Genomic DNA, 17,007 nt, shown 5'->3' with positions numbered 1-17,007 from the left:
ATCACTGGGCCGCCTTGAATGCGACCCCTGGCGGGCGCATTTGGGTATAGACTACTGGCTAAATTTACAGTTACTGCGTTACCGCGAGGTCCGACATGTCCGAGTTCCAGCTCGTCACCCGTTTTCAGCCGGCCGGCGACCAGCCCGAGGCCATCCGCCAGATGGTAGAGGGCATCGAGGCGGGCCTGTCGCACCAGACCCTGCTCGGTGTAACCGGTTCGGGCAAGACCTTCAGCATTGCCAACGTCATCGCGCAGGTGCAGCGCCCGACCTTGGTGCTGGCGCCCAACAAAACGCTGGCCGCGCAGTTGTATGGCGAGTTCAAGGCGTTCTTCCCGAACAACGCCGTCGAGTATTTCGTTTCTTATTACGACTATTACCAGCCCGAAGCCTACGTGCCGTCGTCGGACACCTTCATCGAGAAGGATGCTTCGATCAACGATCACATCGAGCAGATGCGGCTGTCTGCGACCAAGGCGCTGTTGGAGCGCCGCGATGCGATCATCGTCACCACGGTTTCGTGCATCTACGGCCTGGGCAGCCCCGAGACCTACCTGAAGATGGTCCTGCACGTCGACCGCGGCGACAAGCTTGACCAGCGCGCGCTGCTGCGCCGCCTGGCCGATCTGCAGTACACGCGCAACGAGATGGATTTCGCCCGCGCCACCTTCCGGGTGCGCGGCGATGTCGTCGATATCTTCCCGGCCGAATCGGACCTTGAAGCCATCCGCATCGAGCTGTTCGACGACGAGGTAGAGAACATCGCTGCGTTCGACCCGCTCACCGGCGAAGTCTTTCGCAAGCTGCCGCGCTTCACCTTCTACCCCAAGAGCCACTACGTCACCCCTCGGGAAACCCTGTTGGAGGCGGTAGAAGGGATCAAGGACGAGCTCAAGGACCGCCTCGAGTACTTGCACAAGGCCAACAAGCTGGTCGAGGCCCAGCGCCTGGAGCAGCGTACCCGTTTCGACCTGGAGATGATCCTCGAGCTGGGTTACTGCAATGGCATCGAGAACTACTCGCGCTACCTGTCCGGGCGCCCGGCGGGTGCGCCGCCGCCCACCCTCTACGACTACCTGCCGGCCGATGCGCTGCTGGTGATCGACGAATCCCACGTCAGCGTTCCGCAGGTCGGGGCGATGTACAAGGGCGACCGCTCGCGCAAGGAAACCCTGGTCGAGTACGGTTTTCGGCTGCCGTCGGCGCTGGACAACCGGCCGATGCGCTTCGATGAGTGGGAGTCGGTCAGCCCGCAGACCATCTTCGTTTCGGCAACGCCCGGGCCGTATGAGGCCGAGCACGCCGGGCGAGTGGTCGAGCAGGTGGTGCGCCCGACCGGGCTGGTCGACCCGCAGGTCGAGGTGCGTCCGGCGCTGACTCAGGTCGACGACCTGCTATCGGAAATCCGCAAGCGCGTGGAGCAGGGCGAGCGGGTGCTGGCCACCACGTTGACCAAGCGCATGGCAGAGGACCTTTCCGATTATCTGGCCGATCACGATGTGCGGGTGCGCTACCTGCACTCGGACATCGACACCGTGGAACGGGTAGAGATCATCCGTGACCTGCGCCTGGGCACCTTCGACGTCCTTGTGGGCATCAACCTGCTGCGCGAGGGCCTGGACATGCCTGAGGTGTCGCTGGTGGCGATCCTCGATGCCGACAAGGAAGGCTTCCTGCGCTCCGAGCGCTCGCTCATCCAGACCATCGGGCGTGCGGCGCGTAACCTCAATGGTCGCGCGATTCTCTATGCCGATCAGATAACCGGCTCCATGCAGCGTGCCATCGATGAAACCGAGCGCCGCCGGGAGAAGCAGGTCGCCTTCAACCAGGCCAATGGCATCGTGCCCAAGGGCGTGGTCAAGGACATTGCCGATATCATGGAAGGCGCCACCGTGCCGGGGGCGCGCAGCAAGAAGCGCAAGGGCATGGCCAAGGCCGCAGAGGAGAGCGCTCGTTACGAAGCCGAACTGCGTACGCCGGGCGAGATCACCAAACGCATCAAGCAACTGGAAGAGAAAATGATGCAGTTTGCCCGCGACCTGGAATTCGAGGCAGCGGCGCAGTTGCGCGACGAGATTACCAAGCTGCGCGAGCGGTTGATCACCAGTTGAAGGCTGGTTGGGCCTGTGACGGCGGCATGGTCTTGGGCGGTGTCCATGCCGGCCGTCGCCCAATAACCCACCTCCCGCGCTGGAGCGCGGTGCCCGCACCCTGCTAACATCGTGCCTTTGTTTCATCTTTCGTTCGAGACCCTCCATGACCACCGTTCGCACGCGTATCGCGCCATCGCCCACGGGCGACCCCCATGTCGGCACTGCCTACATCGCCCTGTTCAACTACTGCTTCGCCAAGCAGCATGGCGGTGAGTTCATCCTGCGCATCGAAGACACCGACCAGCTCCGCTCGACCCGCGAGTCGGAGCAGCAGATCTTCGATGCCCTGCGCTGGCTTGGCATCGAATGGAACGAAGGCCCGGATGTAGGTGGCCCGCACGGCCCTTACCGGCAGAGCGAGCGTGGCGAGATCTACGCCCGCTACGCCAAGGAGCTGGTCGATGCCGGCCATGCGTTCTACTGCTTCTGCACTGCCGAAGAGCTGGAGCAGATGCGCGCCGAGCAGATGGCCCGCGGTGAAACCCCGCGCTACGACGGCCGCGCGTTGCTGCTGAGCGATGAGGAAGTGCAGCGCCGCCTGGCCGCTGGCGAGCCCCATGTGATCCGCATGAAGGTACCGAGCGAAGGTATCTGCGTGGTCCCGGACATGCTCCGTGGCGATGTCGAGATCCCATGGGACCGCATGGACATGCAGGTGCTGATGAAGAACGACGGCCTGCCGACCTACTTCCTGGCCAACGTGGTCGACGACCACCTGATGGGCATCACCCACGTGTTGCGCGGTGAAGAGTGGCTGCCGTCGGCACCCAAGCTGATCAAGCTGTACGAATACTTCGGCTGGGAGCAGCCCAAGCTGTGCTACATGCCGCTGCTGCGCAACCCGGACAAGAGCAAGCTCTCCAAGCGCAAGAACCCGACCTCGGTGACCTTCTACGAGCGCATGGGCTTCATGCCTGAGGCCATGCTCAACTACCTCGGCCGCATGGGCTGGTCGATGCCGGATGAGCGCGAGAAGTTCTCCCTGGCCGAAATGGTCGAGCACTTCGACCTGTCGCGTATCTCTCTGGGCGGGCCGATCTTCGACATCGAGAAGCTGTCCTGGCTCAACGGCCAGTGGCTGCGCGAACTGCCGGTGGAAGAATTCGCCGCGCGTCTGCAGAAGTGGGCGTTCAACAGCGACTACATGATGAAGATCGCCCCGCACGTACAGGGGCGGGTCGAAACCTTCAGCCAGGTTGCCCCGTTGGGTGGTTTCTTCTTCGAGGGCGCGCTCAAGCTCGACGCCAGGCTGTTCGAAAGCAAGAAACTTTCCGCCGACCAGGTGCGCCAGGTGATGCAGTTGATCCTGTGGAAACTGGAAAGCCTTCGTCAGTGGGAAAAAGAGCGCATCACCGGCTGCATCCAGGCCGTGGTCGAAGCGCTGGAGCTGAAGCTGCGTGACGCTATGCCGCTGATGTTCGCCGCCATCACCGGCCAGGCCAGCTCGGTGTCGGTGCTCGATGCCATGGAAATCCTCGGCCCTGACCTTACCCGCTATCGCCTGCGCCAAGCCCTGGACTTGCTCGGTGGCGTGTCCAAGAAAGAAAACAAAGAGTGGGAAAAACTGCTGGCCAACATTGCCTGATGCGGCATTGACGCGGTGCCAGTGCCAGCGGGTTATGCCGCTGGCACTGGCGCCGGTGCCGAAAAGCCGGGCGCCTGAATCAGGGCAGGGCGGTAAGTGGTTGTTATCTGTGAAAAAACTTTTGAATATTTTCAAAATTTAGTTTGACAGCCCTGCAATCCGAACTTAATATGCGCCCCGTCCACAGCGATGAACGAAACGAAACGCCAGGCACCCAGCCGGTGATTCAGTTCAACGCGACATTGTGGGGCTATAGCTCAGCTGGGAGAGCGCCTGCATGGCATGCAGGAGGTCAGCGGTTCGATCCCGCTTAGCTCCACCAAATTCCGCTTAACAGCTCTGGCTGGTAAGCAAGACCGGGTCCAGCAACCGGGTCTTGAAGGTAAGAAGGTTCGTCCCCTTCGTCTAGTGGCCTAGGACACCGCCCTTTCACGGCGGTAACAGGGGTTCGAGTCCCCTAGGGGACGCCAGTTTTGCACAAGCGATGGTTCACTGTCGCTGGGCCGAGAGGCTAGAAATCCGGGGCTATAGCTCAGCTGGGAGAGCGCCTGCATGGCATGCAGGAGGTCAGCGGTTCGATCCCGCTTAGCTCCACCAATTTAGCCAGGGTTCGCATGTGCGGATCTTCGCGAAGGTTACGTCCCCTTCGTCTAGTGGCCTAGGACACCGCCCTTTCACGGCGGTAACAGGGGTTCGAGTCCCCTAGGGGACGCCACTTTACCCGCGTTTTGCGGGGCTTAAAGAGGCTCATTCGCCTATTGGATGAGCCTTTTGTTTTCGGGGCTATAGCTCAGCTGGGAGAGCGCCTGCATGGCATGCAGGAGGTCAGCGGTTCGATCCCGCTTAGCTCCACCAATTTAGCCAGGGTTCGCAGTTGCGGACCTTCGCGAAGGTTATGTCCCCTTCGTCTAGTGGCCTAGGACACCGCCCTTTCACGGCGGTAACAGGGGTTCGAGTCCCCTAGGGGACGCCATTTTTACCCGCGTTTTGCGGGACTTTAGAGGCTCATTCGATTATTGAATGGGCCTTTTGTTTTTCTCCCTCCTTGAAAATGTGTGCCGACAGGCGGTGGTCGATTCTGCTTGCCAAAAAATATTATGAGAATAATATTTCGATCATCATATTCTGATCGTGAGCCGGCCATGAGCGACAAGAAGACCAAGACCCGGGAGCGCATCCTCGAAGCTGCTCGCAGCGCGTTGATCCAGCACGGTCCCGCCGAGCCCAGCGTCAGCCAGGTCATGGGTGCTGCGGGGCTGACCGTAGGAGGCTTCTATGCGCACTTCGACAGCAAGGATGAGCTCATGCTGGAGGCATTCCGCCAATTGCTCAGCGAGCGCAGGGAGCTGCTGGCTCAGGTTGATCCGAGCCTGGACGGGGAAGGGCGGCGGGCACTGGTGAGTGCCTTCTACCTGTCGCGCAAGCACCGCGATGCCGAGGTGCATGCCTGTCCTCTGCCCAACTCGATCGGCGAGATGCAGCGCCTGCCAGACGTGTTTCGCGAGGTGCTGGCCGAGCACATCGAATTGATGACGGCCGCCATGGTTGACCGCCCTGAAGACGCCGACAAGGCGCTGGCTGATCTGGCGCTGATGATAGGTGGCCTGGCCCTGGCGCGCGCCCTGGGTATCGGTGAGCTGTCTGACCGCATCCTGCGTGCCGCCAAATCGGCGGTTATCTAAGTTTCCGACCCTGGAGCAAGGCGATGACTACCCTGAGCTGGATTCGCGGTGTGAATGGCACCCTGGGGCGTCTGGCCCCGGAACATGTAGCCGGCAAGATGCACCGGGCCTTCATGACCCCGCGTAACCTGCCGCCAAGGCAGTGGGAGCTGCCATTGCTGGCGAGCGCCGAGCGTATCACCCTGCGCTTCGGGCTGTCGGCATTGCGTTGGGGGCAAGGCCCGACCGTGTTGCTGATGCACGGATGGGAAGGGCGTGCGACCCAGTTTGCCGCGTTGATCGAAACCCTGGTAAAGGCCGGGCATACCGTGGTCTCTCTGGAGGGGCCGGCCCATGGCTGTTCGCCTGGGCAGCAAGCGCACGTGGTGCTGTTTGCCCGTGCGCTGCTGGAGGCTGCCGCGGAACTGCCGCCATTGCGTGCCGTGATCGGCCATTCCATGGGCGGTGCCAGTGTCTTGCTGGCCCTGCAGATGGGGCTTCGGGCCGAGGCTGCGGTGAGTATTGCAGCGCCGGCCCAGCTGCTGGGTGTGCTGCGCGGCTTCGCCCGCCACCTTGGCCTGCCGGCGCGCGCCAGGGCGGCGTTCATCCGCAAGGTCGAACAGGACGTCGGCATGCAGATCAACCGCCTGGACGTCAGCGGTTACCAGCTGGAGTTGCCAGGGCTGGTCGTGCATGCCGCCGATGATGCCCTGGTGCCCGCCAGCGAGGCCGAGGTCATCCACAAGGCCTGGTTCGACAGCCGCCTGCTGCGGCTGGAAGAGGGTGGCCACCAGCGCGTACTCGCCGACCCGCGCGTGAGCGAGGCGGTGCTCGAACTACTGTCGCGTGCCGGTGCGCCCGCCCGGCAAAGCGCTTGAACATCCGATACACTCTGCCCGTTCACTGACATTGGGAGCGGGCATGAGTTGGGACCTGGCAACGCCATTCATCATTGACCTGCGTGTCGGCGGCGAGGACATCGACGGCCTCGGGCACGCCAACAACGCGGTCTACGTCACCTGGCTGGAGCGTTGCGCCTGGCGCCACTCCCAGCGCCTGGGGCTGGACCTGGCCGAGTACCGGCGCCTTGACCGGGCCATGGCGGTGGTGCGCCATGAAATCGACTACCTCGCTGCCGCCTACGAAGATGATGAGTTGCAACTGGCAACCTGGATCATCGATTGGGACCAGCGCCTGCGCATGACCCGGCGTTTCCAGCTCAAGCGCCCGCGTGACGGTGTGACCCTGCTGCGCGCGCAGACCACCTTCGCCTGTATCGAATTGTCCAGCGGCAAGCCCAGGCGCATGCCGGCGGAGTTCATCGACGGCTACGGTCCGGCGCTGACCGGCGCCTGAATCCCCGGCATTTTTGTTAGACTGCCGGCTTTTCCCGGCGAGACCTCGAAATGCAAATTGCCCTGGCCCCCATGGAGGGGCTGGTCGACAACATCCTGCGCGACGTCCTGACCCGAGTGGGCGGCATCGATTGGTGCGTCACCGAGTTCATCCGCGTGTGCGACCGCCTGCTGCCTGCGTCTTCATTCGACAAGCTTGCACCTGAGCTACGCCAGGGCGCGCGCACGGCCGCCGGCGTGCCCATGCGGGTGCAGTTGCTGGGCTCGGATCCCGTCTGCCTGGCCGAAAACGCGGCGTTGGCCTGTGAGCTGGGTGCGCCGGTCATCGACCTTAATTTCGGTTGCCCGGCCAAGACCGTGAACAAGTCACGCGGCGGCGCCGTGCTGCTCAAGGAGCCCGAACTGCTGCACGCCATCGTGCGGGAAGTGCGGCGCGCAGTGCCGGCGCACATCCCGGTCACCTCCAAGATGCGCCTTGGCTTTGACAGCCCGGACGGTGCCCTCGAGTGCGCCAGCGCCCTGGCCGAGGGCGGCTCGGCGCACCTGGTGGTGCATGCGCGTACCAAAGTCGAGGGTTATAAACCGCCCGCGCACTGGGAGTGGGTGGCGCGGGTGCAGGATGTGGTCAAGGTGCCGGTGTTCGCCAACGGTGAGATCTGGACCGTGGACGACTGGCGGCGTTGCCGCGAGGTGAGCGGGGCCGAGGACATCATGCTCGGCCGGGGCCTGGTGTCGCGGCCGGACCTGGCCTTGCAGATTGCGGCAGCGCGTGACGGGCGTGAGTACCAGCCGATGAGCTGGGAGGCGTTGTTGCCCTTGCTGCGTGAGTTCTGGCGCCAGGCCCAGGCCAAGTTGTCGCCGCGGTATGCGCCGGGGCGGATGAAGCAGTGGTTGGCGATGCTGACGCGCAGTTATCCCGAAGCGGTGCTGCTGTTTGCCGAGCTGCGCAGGGAAGATGATTGCCAGCGGATCACTCGGCTGCTGGGCGCTGAGGTGCAGGCATTCGAAGCCTGTGTCGCGTGATCCGTGGTGCCCGGGGCCGGTAAAATTCACCGAAAAATTTTTTGTTTTTACCCCTTGAAAGCCCTTTCCTGAGCCTTATTTATTCAGTACGCGATGCCGAAGTCGGGTCGCGTAGTGACTTTACTTGCTGAATCTCAGGAGTTTATGACCATGACTACCGCTTTCTCTCTTGCACCCCTGTTCCGCCATTCCGTTGGCTTCGACCGTTTCAACGACCTGTTCGAGTCTGCGGCACGTAACGAGGCGGGTAGCAGCTACCCTCCCTACAACGTTGAAAAACATGGCGATGACCACTATCGCATCGTCGTTGCCGCAGCCGGTTTCCAGGAGCAGGACCTCGACCTTCAGGTCGAGAAAGGCGTCCTGACCGTGATCGGTGGCAAACGCGATAACAGCGCTGATGAAGTGACCTATCTGCACCAGGGCATTGCCCAGCGCGCATTCAAGCTGTCGTTCCGCCTGGCGGACCATATCGAGGTCAAATCAGCCGGCCTTGCCAATGGGCTGCTCAGCATTGACCTGCTGCGCCTCGTGCCGGAAGAAGCCAAGGCCAAGCGCATTCCGATCAATGGTGACAAACCAGCACTCAACTGAGGCTGGCGGCTGTATCAGGGCTGCTAAGCAGCCCATCGCCGGCAAGCCGGCCCCCACAGGATCGCGCCGTACCTGTGGGGGCCGGCTTTTTTGCGCTTGGCCGGCACCCCATCGCTTTTCCTCACTTAGAAATCGGCGGGGGCTTCCAGCAGCATTTGCCGGAACTCCGGCAGCGGCAGCGGCCGGCTGTGCAGGTAACCCTGGTACAGGTGACACCCCAGCCGTTCAAGAAACTCCAGTTGCTCGGTCAGTTCCACGCCTTCGGCGATCACCGCAAGGTCCAGGCTGCGCGCCATGGCGACGATGGCGCGGACTATCTCGGCGTCGTTGGCGTCCAGTGGAGCGTCGCGCACGAAGGTCTGGTCGATCTTCAGTGCGTCCACCGGCAAGCGCTTGAGGTACGTCAGCGAGGAGTAGCCCGTGCCAAAATCGTCCATGGCGAAACTCACCCCATGGCGTTTGAGCTCGCGCATCTTGCTGATGGTGTCTTCCAGGTTCTGGATCACGATGCCTTCGGTGATCTCAAGCTTTAGCATGTGCCGTGGCAGACGGTAGTCGTCCAGGCTGCGCAGCACCCGTTCGACGAAGTCGTTCTGGCGGAACTGCCTGGGGCTGATGTTCACGCACAGGCTGAAATCATCAGCATCGATCAATCCGTCTGCCAGCATCCGCGAGCAAGCGTCGCAGGCTTCGTCGAGTATCCAGCTGCCCACTTCCAGGATCAGGCCGCTTTCCTCCAACACTTGGATGAACTGAGCCGGCGGTTGCTGGCCCAGTTGCGGGTGGTGCCAGCGCAACAGTACCTCGGCCCCGACGATACGGTTGTCGCGGGCGTCCACCTGGGGCTGAAAGTGCAAGGCCAGCTCACCCCGTGCCAGTGCCAGGCGCAGGTCGCTTTCCATGCGCAGGCGCTCGCTGGCCGCCTTTTGCATGGTGGTATGGAACAACTGGGTCGTGTTGCGCCCTGAGTCCTTGGCACGGTAAAGGGCGATGTCGGCGCGTTTGAGCAGGTCGGCAGGGGTGGTGCCGTGGTCCGGGATCAAGGCCACGCCGATGCTCGGTGTTACCTGCAGGCGCTGGCCATCCAGCGACATGGGTTCGGCCAGCAGTTCGCGCAGGGTATCGGCCAGCTCGCGAACCTTGTTCTCCACGGCCTCGCGGCTGCCTTCCAGGCCACTGAGCAATACCACGAATTCGTCGCCACCCAGGCGTGCCACCGTATCTTCCAGGCGCACACTGGCTTCCAGCCGGGCGGTGATGATCTTCAGCACCGTGTCGCCGACCGGGTGGCCGAGGGAGTCGTTGATGTGCTTGAAATGGTCGAGGTCGAGAAACAGCAAGGCGCCGCGCAGGTTGTGCCGGCGCAGCAGGGCGATCTGCTGGCTCAGGCGGTCCATCAGCAACGCGCGGTTGGGCAGGTTGGTCAGCGGGTCGTGGTAGGCCAGGTGGCGGATCTGCGCCTGGGCATTCTTCAGCTGGCTGACATCGCGGGCGGTGAGTAGCAGGCAATCGGTCTCGTTGAGGCTGATCGGCTCCACCGAGACCTCTACGGTGAGGATGTCGCCACGTTTGGTGCGCCCGAGCATCTCCCGGTGGTGCACCCGGCCACGCTCCTTCAGCTCAATCAGCAAAGCGCTACGCTGCTTGTCGTCGGCCCAGATACCCAGCTCGTAGACGCTGCGGCCGATCACTTCGGCGGTGCTGTAGCCCGTGAGCCGGCAGAACCCATCGTTGACCTCCACATAGCGGCCGCTGTGGCGCTCGGTGATGGTGATGGCGTCCGGGCTGGAATGAAACGCCTTGGCGAACTTCTCTTCGCTGGACTTGAGCGCTGCTTCGGCCCGTTGCTGTTGGGTGATGTCGCGCAGGGTTGTGACACTGCAGGGCTGGTTGTCGACGCTGATCAGCCGGCTGGAAATCACACAGGTCAGGGGTGAGCCGTTGCGGTGGTTGACCACCACGGCCACGTTGCTCAGGGCCTGTTCGCGGATGACCCGTTCGATGCGTTGCGCGCGTTCGATCGACTCGGCCCAGAGGCCGATCTGTTCAGCGGTACGGCCGATCACCTGTTCGCTGCCCCAGCCGAAGGTCTGGGTGAAGGCCGGGTTGATCTCGATGAACTGGCCGGTGTCCTGGCGGGTTACGCAGATCGGGTCGGGGCTGACCTGGAACAGGCTGGCGAATTTCTCTTCCGAGGCGCTCAGGCGCAGTTCGCGCTCGACCTGCTCGGTGATGTCCAGCAGGGTGCCAGCCATGCGCAACGGGTTACCGTGCTCGTCGCGGTACAGCCGTGCCCGGCTTTCGATGTAGCGTGACGCGCCGTCTTCCAGTTGCACACGGTAGGTGATCTGGTAGTTGCCCGCCGGGCCTTCGCGCAGGCTGCGGTAAGCCTGGCGCATGCCATCGCGCTCGTCCTGGGGCACGCCTTCGAAAAACGCGTCGAACGATTCGTGAAAGGGTATCGGGTCCAGCCCGTGCAATTGCGCGGCACGGGCCGAGCCATAGAGCATGCCGCTGGGGATGTGCCAGTCCCAGGTGCCCAGTTGCGCCGAGTCCAGGGCCAGGTCAAGGCGTTCCTGGCTATCCTTGAGTGCTTGCTCGGCGCGTTTGCGCTCGGATGTGTCGACGAAGGTGCTGAGCAGGAACGTCACCCCTTCAAGCTCGATGCCCTGGGTGCACAGAATGCCGTCGTGAATCTTGCCGCTGCTGGCGCGCAACTGCACCTCCATGATGGCCGGGCTGCCGCTGGCACGGGTCGCCTCCAGCACCTGGTGACGCTGCTCCGGGTTCATCCAGATGCCGAGCTCCAGGCTGGTCTTGCCGATCACCTGGTCACCGGGCCAGCCGAACATGTCTTCGAAATGCTGATTGACTTCGAAAATCATGCCGTCGTGGCGGCGGGTAAGAAGAATCGCGTTGGGGCTCAGGTGAAACAGGGTGGCAAAACGCTTCTCCGAATTGATCAGGGCGGTTTCCCGCTCGCGCTGGCGGGTTATCTCGCGGATCACCCCGATCATCTGGGGCCGGCCTTGGGGGTCGTGGGTCAGGCTGCCGTTGATTTCCAGCCAATGCAGGCTCCCGTCCGGCCAGCGGATGCGATGGCGCATGGCTTTCTCGGCCGGCTCACCGTTGACCACTGCCTGGAACAGTTGGCGCGTGCGGGCGCGATCTTCTTCCGGCAGCAGGTCGAGGTAATCGATATCGTTGGGCAGAGGGCGCTGCGGATCGAAGCCGAACAGTGCCTGGGTGCCGCGCGACCAGCTCACCCGGCCACTGTCGATGTCCCACAGCCAGGCGCCCAGGCGTGCACCATTGAGCGCAGCCAGCAGTTGCGGGGCGTTCTGCCAGGCCTGCTCCGACTCCTTGGGATTGGCCGCAGGGATGCGCGGCAGGCGCGGAAAGCGGTTTGCTGATTTGGGCATGGGTACCAGACCTTTGGCGTTTGAGGCGTCCCTGGGTTGGAAGTGCAGGCCTGACGACCGGTCAGGCGGGCCCTGCGTGGCTGTCGAGCAAGGCCATGAAGGCCCTGGCGGCGTTCGATAGCGTTCGCTCGGTATGCAATATGTAGCCTAGCTGGCGTGACAGCTGTATGCCGGGTAATGCGATGGGTGCAACCTGATCATCGAGCATGGTGCGCGGTAGCACGCTCCAGGCCAGGCCGATCGAGACCATCATCTTGATGGTTTCCAGGTAGTTGGTGCTCATGGCGATGTTCGGGGTCAGCCCCTGGCTTTCGAAGAGGCGCTGGACGATGTGGTGGGTGAAGGTATTGCCGCCTGGGAATACCGCCGGGTGGCGGGCAACGTCCGCCAGGCTGACCTGGGTATTGCTGGCCAGCGGGTGCTCGGGGGCAGCGACGAAGTCCAGGGCGTCGTCCCAGACGGGGATGGCCTTGATCAGGTGATGGGGCTCGGGTGCCAGGGTGATGACCGCTATCTCGGCGCGGCCGTGCAGCACCTCGTCGTAGGCCGCTTCCGAATCGAGGAACTGAATATCCAGCGCCACGGCCGGGTGCTGGCGAGTGAATGCCCGTAATAGCGGGGGCAGGCGGTGCAGGCCAATGTGATGGCTGGTGGCGAGGGTCAGGCGACCACTCACCTGCCCGGTCAGGTTGGTCAGCGCACGTCGGGTATCATCGAGGACGTTGAGGATCTGATAGGCGCGCGGCAGCAGGGCGCGGCCGGCTTCGGTCAAGGTCACCTCACGGCCCAGGCGATCGAACAGGCGCACGTCCAGCTGTTGCTCCAGCCCGGCAATGCGCTTGCTCACGGCCGGTTGGGTCAGATGCAGGCGCTCGCCGGCCCCGGAGAAGCTGCCGGTCTCGGCAATGGCAATGAAGGCGCTCAGGTTGGCCAGGTCCATTGTTCGAATTCCTGATGGTTATGCAAAGCATGAAAATTATGAATTTGAGTTATTCAATCTATCGCCATAGCATCGTCCGTACAAGCCAAGGGGTCTTTGGCATAGAAAGACGCTGATGAGGAACAGTCTGATGGCTGGCAAAACGCTCTACGACAAACTCTGGGAAGCCCATGAGGTCAAGCGCCGTGATGACGGCTCGTCCTTGATCTACATCGACCGCCATATCATCCACGAAGTGACCTCGCCCCAGGCCTTTGAGGGCCTGCGCCTGGCCAACCGCAAGCCGTGGCGCATCGATGCCAACATCGCTACCCCTGACCACAACGTGCCGACTACCCCGGAACGCAAGGGTGGGATCGAGGCCATCGTCGACCAGGTGTCGCGCCTGCAGGTGCAGACCCTCGATGAGAACTGTGACGAATACGGCATCGTCGAATTCAAGATGAATGACGTTCGCCAGGGCATCGTCCACGTCATCAGCCCCGAGCAGGGCGCCACCTTGCCTGGCATGACCGTGGTCTGCGGCGACTCGCACACCTCCACCCACGGCGCCTTCGGTGCCTTGGCCCATGGTATCGGCACCTCCGAGGTCGAGCACGTGCTCGCCACCCAGTGCCTGGTCGCCAAAAAAATGAAGAACATGCTGGTGCGCGTCGAGGGCACATTGCCTGTCGGCGTCACGGCCAAGGACATCGTGCTTGCCGTGATCGGCAAGATCGGCACCGCTGGTGGCAACGGCCACGCCATGGAATTCGCTGGCAGCGCCATCCGCGCCCTGTCCATGGAAGGCCGCATGACCATCTGCAACATGTCGATCGAGGCCGGTGCGCGGGTTGGCCTGGTTGCCACCGATGCCACCACCATTGCCTACGTCAAAGGCCGCCCCTATGCGCCTGCAGGCGAGCAGTGGGAGCGTGCAGTCGAGGCGTGGAAAGACCTGGTATCCGATGACGATGCGGTGTTCGACACCGTGGTCGAGCTCGATGCGGCGCAAATCAAGCCGCAGGTCAGCTGGGGCACCTCGCCCGAGATGGTCCTGGCCGTCGACCAGCGTGTGCCGGACCCTGCCGCCGAAACCGACCTGGTCAAGCGTGGCTCGATCGAGCGCGCCCTGAAGTACATGGGCCTGAGCGCCAACCAGGCGATCACCGATATCCAGCTGGACCGCGTATTCATAGGCTCGTGCACCAACTCGCGGATCGAAGACCTGCGCGCCGCGGCTGAAATCGCCAAAGGCCGCAAGGTGGCTGCCACTGTCAAGCAAGCCATCGTCGTGCCGGGTTCGGGCCTGGTCAAGGCCCAGGCCGAGCGTGAAGGCCTGGACAAGATCTTCCTCGAGGCCGGTTTCGAGTGGCGTGAGCCGGGCTGCTCGATGTGCCTGGCCATGAACCCGGACCGCCTGGAAAGCGGCGAGCACTGCGCGTCCACGTCCAACCGCAACTTCGAAGGGCGTCAGGGCGCAGGTGGCCGTACTCACCTGGTCAGCCCGGCCATGGCTGCCGCTGCGGCGGTGACTGGTCACTTCATCGATGTTCGCGAGTTGATCCAAGGGAGCGCAGCATGAAAGCCTTTACCCAGCACACCGGTCTCGTCGCGCCGTTGGACCGTGCCAACGTCGACACCGATCAGATCATTCCCAAGCAGTTCCTCAAGTCGATCAAGCGTACCGGCTTTGGCCCCAACCTGTTCGATGAGTGGCGTTACCTGGACGTTGGCCAGCCTTACCAGGACAACAGCAAGCGCCCGGTAAACAAAGAGTTCGTGCTTAATCACGAACGCTACCAGGGCGCCAGCGTGTTGCTGGCACGGGAGAACTTCGGCTGCGGGTCGAGCCGCGAGCACGCGCCTTGGGCGCTGGACGAATACGGCTTCCGTAGCGTGATCGCGCCGAGCTTCGCCGACATCTTCTTCAACAACAGCTTCAAGAACGGCCTGTTGCCGATCATTCTGAGCGATGAGGAAGTCGATGAGCTGTTCAAGCAGGTCGAAGCCAACCCCGGCTACCAGCTGACCATCGATCTGCAGGCACAGGCGGTGACCCGCCCGGACGGCAAGGTGCTGCACTTCGAGATCGACGCGTTCCGCAAGCACTGCCTGCTCAACGGTCTGGACGATATCGGCCTGACCTTGCAGGACGGCGAGGCGATCAAGGCCTTCGAGGGCAAACACCGCGCCGCACAGCCTTGGCTGTTCCGTGATGCCTGAATGATGTAACCGGGTTTGCTGGCCTCAGCGCCGGCAAGCCGGCTGCCACACGTACTGCACAGGTGTTGACGCTTGTGGGGGCTGTGTGGGGCCGGCTTGCCGGCGATAGCGGCCGTAGAAACAACCCAAAATCAAAAGGAACGCGCCCATGACCAGCACCACCCACACCGATGTGGTCCAACGCCAGTTTGGCGAACAGGCCAGTGCCTATTTGAGCAGCGCCGTGCATGCCCAGGGCAGTGAATTTGCCCTGCTGCAAGCCGAGCTGGCCGGGCAGGGTGCGGCCCGCGTGCTGGACCTGGGCTGTGGTGCCGGCCATGTCAGTTTCCATGTGGCGCCTCTGGTGGCAGAGGTGGTCGCCTACGACCTGTCGCAGTCGATGCTCGACGTGGTTGCCAGTGCCGCTGCCGAGCGCGGCCTGGGCAATATCAGCACCCAGTGCGGTGCCGCCGAACGCCTGCCGTTCGCCGATGCCGCGTTCGATTACGTCTTCAGCCGCTATTCGGCGCACCACTGGAGCGACGTGGGCGTGGCCCTGCGTGAAGTGCGCCGCGTGCTGAAGCCGGGCGGGGTGGCGGCGTTCATCGACGTGATGTCGCCGGGCAGCCCGTTGCTCGATACCTATTTGCAAACGGTTGAAGTGCTGCGCGACACCAGCCACGTACGCGATTATTCTGCCGCCGAGTGGCAGCGCCAGGTCAGCGAAGCCGGCCTGCATACCCGCAGCCACACGCGCCAGCGCCTGCGCCTGGAATGGAGCTCGTGGGTTGAGCGCATGCGCACGCCCGAACCGCTGCGCGTGGCCATACGCCAGTTGCAGCAAGCCATGGGCGAGGAAGTGCGGCAGTATTACCAGATTGAAGCCGATGGCTCGTTCAGCACCGATGTCATCGTGTTGTGGGCCGAGCGCTGAGTTTTTTACGGTGCGGCCGGGCTGGCCGCGCCGCTTGAATGGATAGAGGAAAGCATGAGCAAGCAGATTCTGATTCTCCCAGGTGATGGTATCGGTCCGGAAATCATGGCCGAGGCGGTCAAGGTGCTGGAGCTGGCCAACGACAAGTTCCAGCTTGGCTTGAGCCTTGCGCATGACGTGATCGGCGGTGCTGCCATCGACCAACATGGCGTGCCGCTGGCCGACTCGACCCTGGAGCGTGCGCGCCAGGCCGATGCCGTGCTGTTGGGCGCGGTGGGCGGGCCGAAGTGGGACAAGATCGAACGTGACATCCGCCCTGAGCGCGGCCTGCTGAAAATCCGCTCGCAGCTGGGCCTGTTCGCCAACCTGCGCCCGGCCATCCTCTACCCGCAACTGGCTGATGCCTCGTCGCTCAAGCCGGAAATCGTTTCGGGTCTGGACATCCTGATCGTCCGGGAGCTGACTGGCGGCATCTACTTCGGTGCCCCGCGTGGGCAGCGTGAGCTCGAAGGCGGCGAACGGCAGGCCTATGACACCCTCCCGTACAGCGAGAGCGAAGTGCGCCGTATCGCCCGCGTCGGCTTCGACATGGCCCGCGTGCGTGGCAAGAAGCTGTGCTCGGTGGACAAGGCCAACGTCCTGGCCTCCAGCCAGCTGTGGCGTGAAGTGGTCGAGGACGTTGCCAAGGACTACCCGGACGTGGAACTGAGCCACATGTATGTCGACAACGCCGCCATGCAGCTGGTGCGCGCGCCCAAGCAGTTCGACGTGATGGTGACCGACAACATGTTCGGTGACATCCTGTCGGATGAAGCTTCCATGCTGACCGGTTCGATCGGCATGCTGCCTTCGGCGTCGCTCGATGCCAACAACAAGGGCATGTACGAGCCTTGCCACGGCTCGGCGCCGGACATCGCCGGCCAGGGCATTGCCAACCCGCTGGCGACCATCCTGTCGGTGTCGATGATGCTGCGTTACAGCTTCAACCAGCAGGCCGCAGCCGAGGCCATCGAGCAGGCGGTAAGCCAGGTTCTGGACCAGGGCCTGCGTACCGGCGACATCTGGTCGGCCGGTTGCAGCAAGGTAGGTACGCAGGAAATGGGCGACGCAGTAGTCGCAGCGCTGCGGAATCTGTAATCTCTCTGGCCCGCCACCG

The 17,007-nt window shown here is 63.1% G+C and carries 13 protein-coding genes and 6 tRNA genes; 17 read left to right on the top strand and 2 right to left on the bottom strand.

Features of this window, described 5'->3' with window-relative positions; translation table 11 throughout:
• Positions 1-95 precede the first annotated feature (95 nt).
• From uvrB to ACIPZH_RS02925, 13 genes are all read left to right on the top strand, one after another.
• The gene (gene uvrB, locus ACIPZH_RS02985) at positions 96-2,111 is read left to right on the top strand and encodes an excinuclease ABC subunit UvrB (RefSeq protein WP_241803045.1); all 2,016 of its coding nucleotides are present in this window, start codon (positions 96-98) and stop codon (positions 2,109-2,111) included.
• A gap of 145 nt (positions 2,112-2,256) precedes the next feature.
• On the top strand, positions 2,257-3,738 hold the full coding sequence (gltX, locus tag ACIPZH_RS02980) for a glutamate--tRNA ligase (RefSeq protein WP_400635046.1): 1,482 nt from the start codon (positions 2,257-2,259) through the stop codon (positions 3,736-3,738).
• A 246-nt stretch (positions 3,739-3,984) separates the two neighbouring features.
• A tRNA-Ala gene (locus tag ACIPZH_RS02975) sits at positions 3,985-4,060 on the top strand.
• A 72-nt stretch (positions 4,061-4,132) separates the two neighbouring features.
• Positions 4,133-4,208, top strand: a tRNA-Glu gene (locus ACIPZH_RS02970).
• A gap of 51 nt (positions 4,209-4,259) precedes the next feature.
• Positions 4,260-4,335 (top strand) — tRNA-Ala (locus tag ACIPZH_RS02965).
• Between the two features lie 42 nt (positions 4,336-4,377).
• A tRNA-Glu gene (locus ACIPZH_RS02960) sits at positions 4,378-4,453 on the top strand.
• A 64-nt stretch (positions 4,454-4,517) separates the two neighbouring features.
• A tRNA-Ala gene (locus tag ACIPZH_RS02955) sits at positions 4,518-4,593 on the top strand.
• Positions 4,594-4,635: 42 nt separating this feature from the next.
• Positions 4,636-4,711: transfer RNA gene (locus ACIPZH_RS02950), tRNA-Glu, on the top strand.
• Between the two features lie 169 nt (positions 4,712-4,880).
• A complete protein-coding gene (locus ACIPZH_RS02945) occupies positions 4,881-5,420 on the top strand; it encodes a TetR/AcrR family transcriptional regulator (protein ID WP_400635044.1) in 540 nt (179 codons plus the stop codon).
• 23 nt (positions 5,421-5,443) lie between these two features.
• Positions 5,444-6,277 (top strand): alpha/beta fold hydrolase, encoded by an 834-nt coding sequence (locus ACIPZH_RS02940; RefSeq protein WP_241803048.1) that lies wholly within the window; start codon positions 5,444-5,446, stop codon positions 6,275-6,277.
• 43 nt (positions 6,278-6,320) lie between these two features.
• The gene (locus tag ACIPZH_RS02935) at positions 6,321-6,755 is read left to right on the top strand and encodes a thioesterase family protein (protein WP_241803049.1); all 435 of its coding nucleotides are present in this window, start codon (positions 6,321-6,323) and stop codon (positions 6,753-6,755) included.
• A gap of 50 nt (positions 6,756-6,805) precedes the next feature.
• Positions 6,806-7,777 (top strand): tRNA dihydrouridine synthase, encoded by a 972-nt coding sequence (locus ACIPZH_RS02930; protein ID WP_400635041.1) that lies wholly within the window; start codon positions 6,806-6,808, stop codon positions 7,775-7,777.
• A 150-nt stretch (positions 7,778-7,927) separates the two neighbouring features.
• Positions 7,928-8,371 carry an Hsp20 family protein gene (locus ACIPZH_RS02925; RefSeq protein WP_241803051.1) on the top strand — a complete coding sequence of 148 codons (444 nt, stop codon included), beginning with the start codon at positions 7,928-7,930 and terminating at the stop codon, positions 8,369-8,371.
• Positions 8,372-8,496: 125 nt separating this feature from the next.
• Here ACIPZH_RS02925 and ACIPZH_RS02920 read toward each other — a convergent pair whose 3' ends face one another.
• Positions 8,497-11,793, bottom strand: coding sequence for a PAS domain S-box protein (locus ACIPZH_RS02920; RefSeq protein WP_400635039.1), 3,297 nt, complete (start codon positions 11,791-11,793; stop codon positions 8,497-8,499).
• A gap of 61 nt (positions 11,794-11,854) precedes the next feature.
• Positions 11,855-12,733 carry a LysR family transcriptional regulator gene (locus ACIPZH_RS02915; RefSeq protein ID WP_267822112.1) on the bottom strand — a complete coding sequence of 293 codons (879 nt, stop codon included), beginning with the start codon at positions 12,731-12,733 and terminating at the stop codon, positions 11,855-11,857.
• 130 nt (positions 12,734-12,863) lie between these two features.
• Between ACIPZH_RS02915 and leuC the strand changes: the two genes are divergently transcribed.
• The 4 genes from leuC (at position 12,864) to leuB (ending at position 16,988) form a co-directional block, all read left to right on the top strand.
• On the top strand, positions 12,864-14,297 hold the full coding sequence (leuC, locus tag ACIPZH_RS02910) for a 3-isopropylmalate dehydratase large subunit (protein WP_400635037.1): 1,434 nt from the start codon (positions 12,864-12,866) through the stop codon (positions 14,295-14,297).
• On the top strand, positions 14,294-14,938 hold the full coding sequence (gene leuD / locus ACIPZH_RS02905) for a 3-isopropylmalate dehydratase small subunit (RefSeq protein ID WP_241803055.1): 645 nt from the start codon (positions 14,294-14,296) through the stop codon (positions 14,936-14,938). The genes leuC and leuD overlap by 4 nt, the downstream gene beginning before the upstream one ends.
• Before the next feature lie 148 nt (positions 14,939-15,086).
• The gene (locus ACIPZH_RS02900; RefSeq protein ID WP_400635035.1) at positions 15,087-15,851 is read left to right on the top strand and encodes a class I SAM-dependent methyltransferase; all 765 of its coding nucleotides are present in this window, start codon (positions 15,087-15,089) and stop codon (positions 15,849-15,851) included.
• A 54-nt stretch (positions 15,852-15,905) separates the two neighbouring features.
• Positions 15,906-16,988 (top strand): 3-isopropylmalate dehydrogenase, encoded by a 1,083-nt coding sequence (leuB, locus tag ACIPZH_RS02895; RefSeq protein WP_241803057.1) that lies wholly within the window; start codon positions 15,906-15,908, stop codon positions 16,986-16,988.
• The last annotated feature ends 19 nt before the right edge of the window (positions 16,989-17,007 follow it).

Source organism: Pseudomonas sp. NPDC089758 (assembly GCF_044748705.1).
Classification (GTDB): domain Bacteria; phylum Pseudomonadota; class Gammaproteobacteria; order Pseudomonadales; family Pseudomonadaceae; genus Aquipseudomonas; species Aquipseudomonas putida_X.
This window is presented reverse-complemented; position numbering and strand designations above follow the sequence as displayed.

Excerpts from the sequence above, each read along its gene's own strand:
- uvrB (WP_241803045.1), top strand. The coding sequence starts at position 96 with ATGTCCGAGTTCCAGCTCGTCACCCGTTTTCAGCCGGCCGGCGACCAG.
- gltX (WP_400635046.1), top strand. The coding sequence starts at position 2,257 with ATGACCACCGTTCGCACGCGTATCGCGCCATCGCCCACGGGCGACCCC.
- ACIPZH_RS02945 (WP_400635044.1), top strand. The coding sequence starts at position 4,881 with ATGAGCGACAAGAAGACCAAGACCCGGGAGCGCATCCTCGAAGCTGCT.
- ACIPZH_RS02940 (WP_241803048.1), top strand. The coding sequence starts at position 5,444 with ATGACTACCCTGAGCTGGATTCGCGGTGTGAATGGCACCCTGGGGCGT.
- ACIPZH_RS02935 (WP_241803049.1), top strand. The coding sequence starts at position 6,321 with ATGAGTTGGGACCTGGCAACGCCATTCATCATTGACCTGCGTGTCGGC.
- ACIPZH_RS02930 (WP_400635041.1), top strand. The coding sequence starts at position 6,806 with ATGCAAATTGCCCTGGCCCCCATGGAGGGGCTGGTCGACAACATCCTG.
- ACIPZH_RS02925 (WP_241803051.1), top strand. The coding sequence starts at position 7,928 with ATGACTACCGCTTTCTCTCTTGCACCCCTGTTCCGCCATTCCGTTGGC.
- ACIPZH_RS02920 (WP_400635039.1), bottom strand. The coding sequence starts at position 11,793 with ATGCCCAAATCAGCAAACCGCTTTCCGCGCCTGCCGCGCATCCCTGCG.
- ACIPZH_RS02915 (WP_267822112.1), bottom strand. The coding sequence starts at position 12,733 with ATGGACCTGGCCAACCTGAGCGCCTTCATTGCCATTGCCGAGACCGGC.
- leuC (WP_400635037.1), top strand. The coding sequence starts at position 12,864 with ATGGCTGGCAAAACGCTCTACGACAAACTCTGGGAAGCCCATGAGGTC.
- leuD (WP_241803055.1), top strand. The coding sequence starts at position 14,294 with ATGAAAGCCTTTACCCAGCACACCGGTCTCGTCGCGCCGTTGGACCGT.
- ACIPZH_RS02900 (WP_400635035.1), top strand. The coding sequence starts at position 15,087 with ATGACCAGCACCACCCACACCGATGTGGTCCAACGCCAGTTTGGCGAA.
- leuB (WP_241803057.1), top strand. The coding sequence starts at position 15,906 with ATGAGCAAGCAGATTCTGATTCTCCCAGGTGATGGTATCGGTCCGGAA.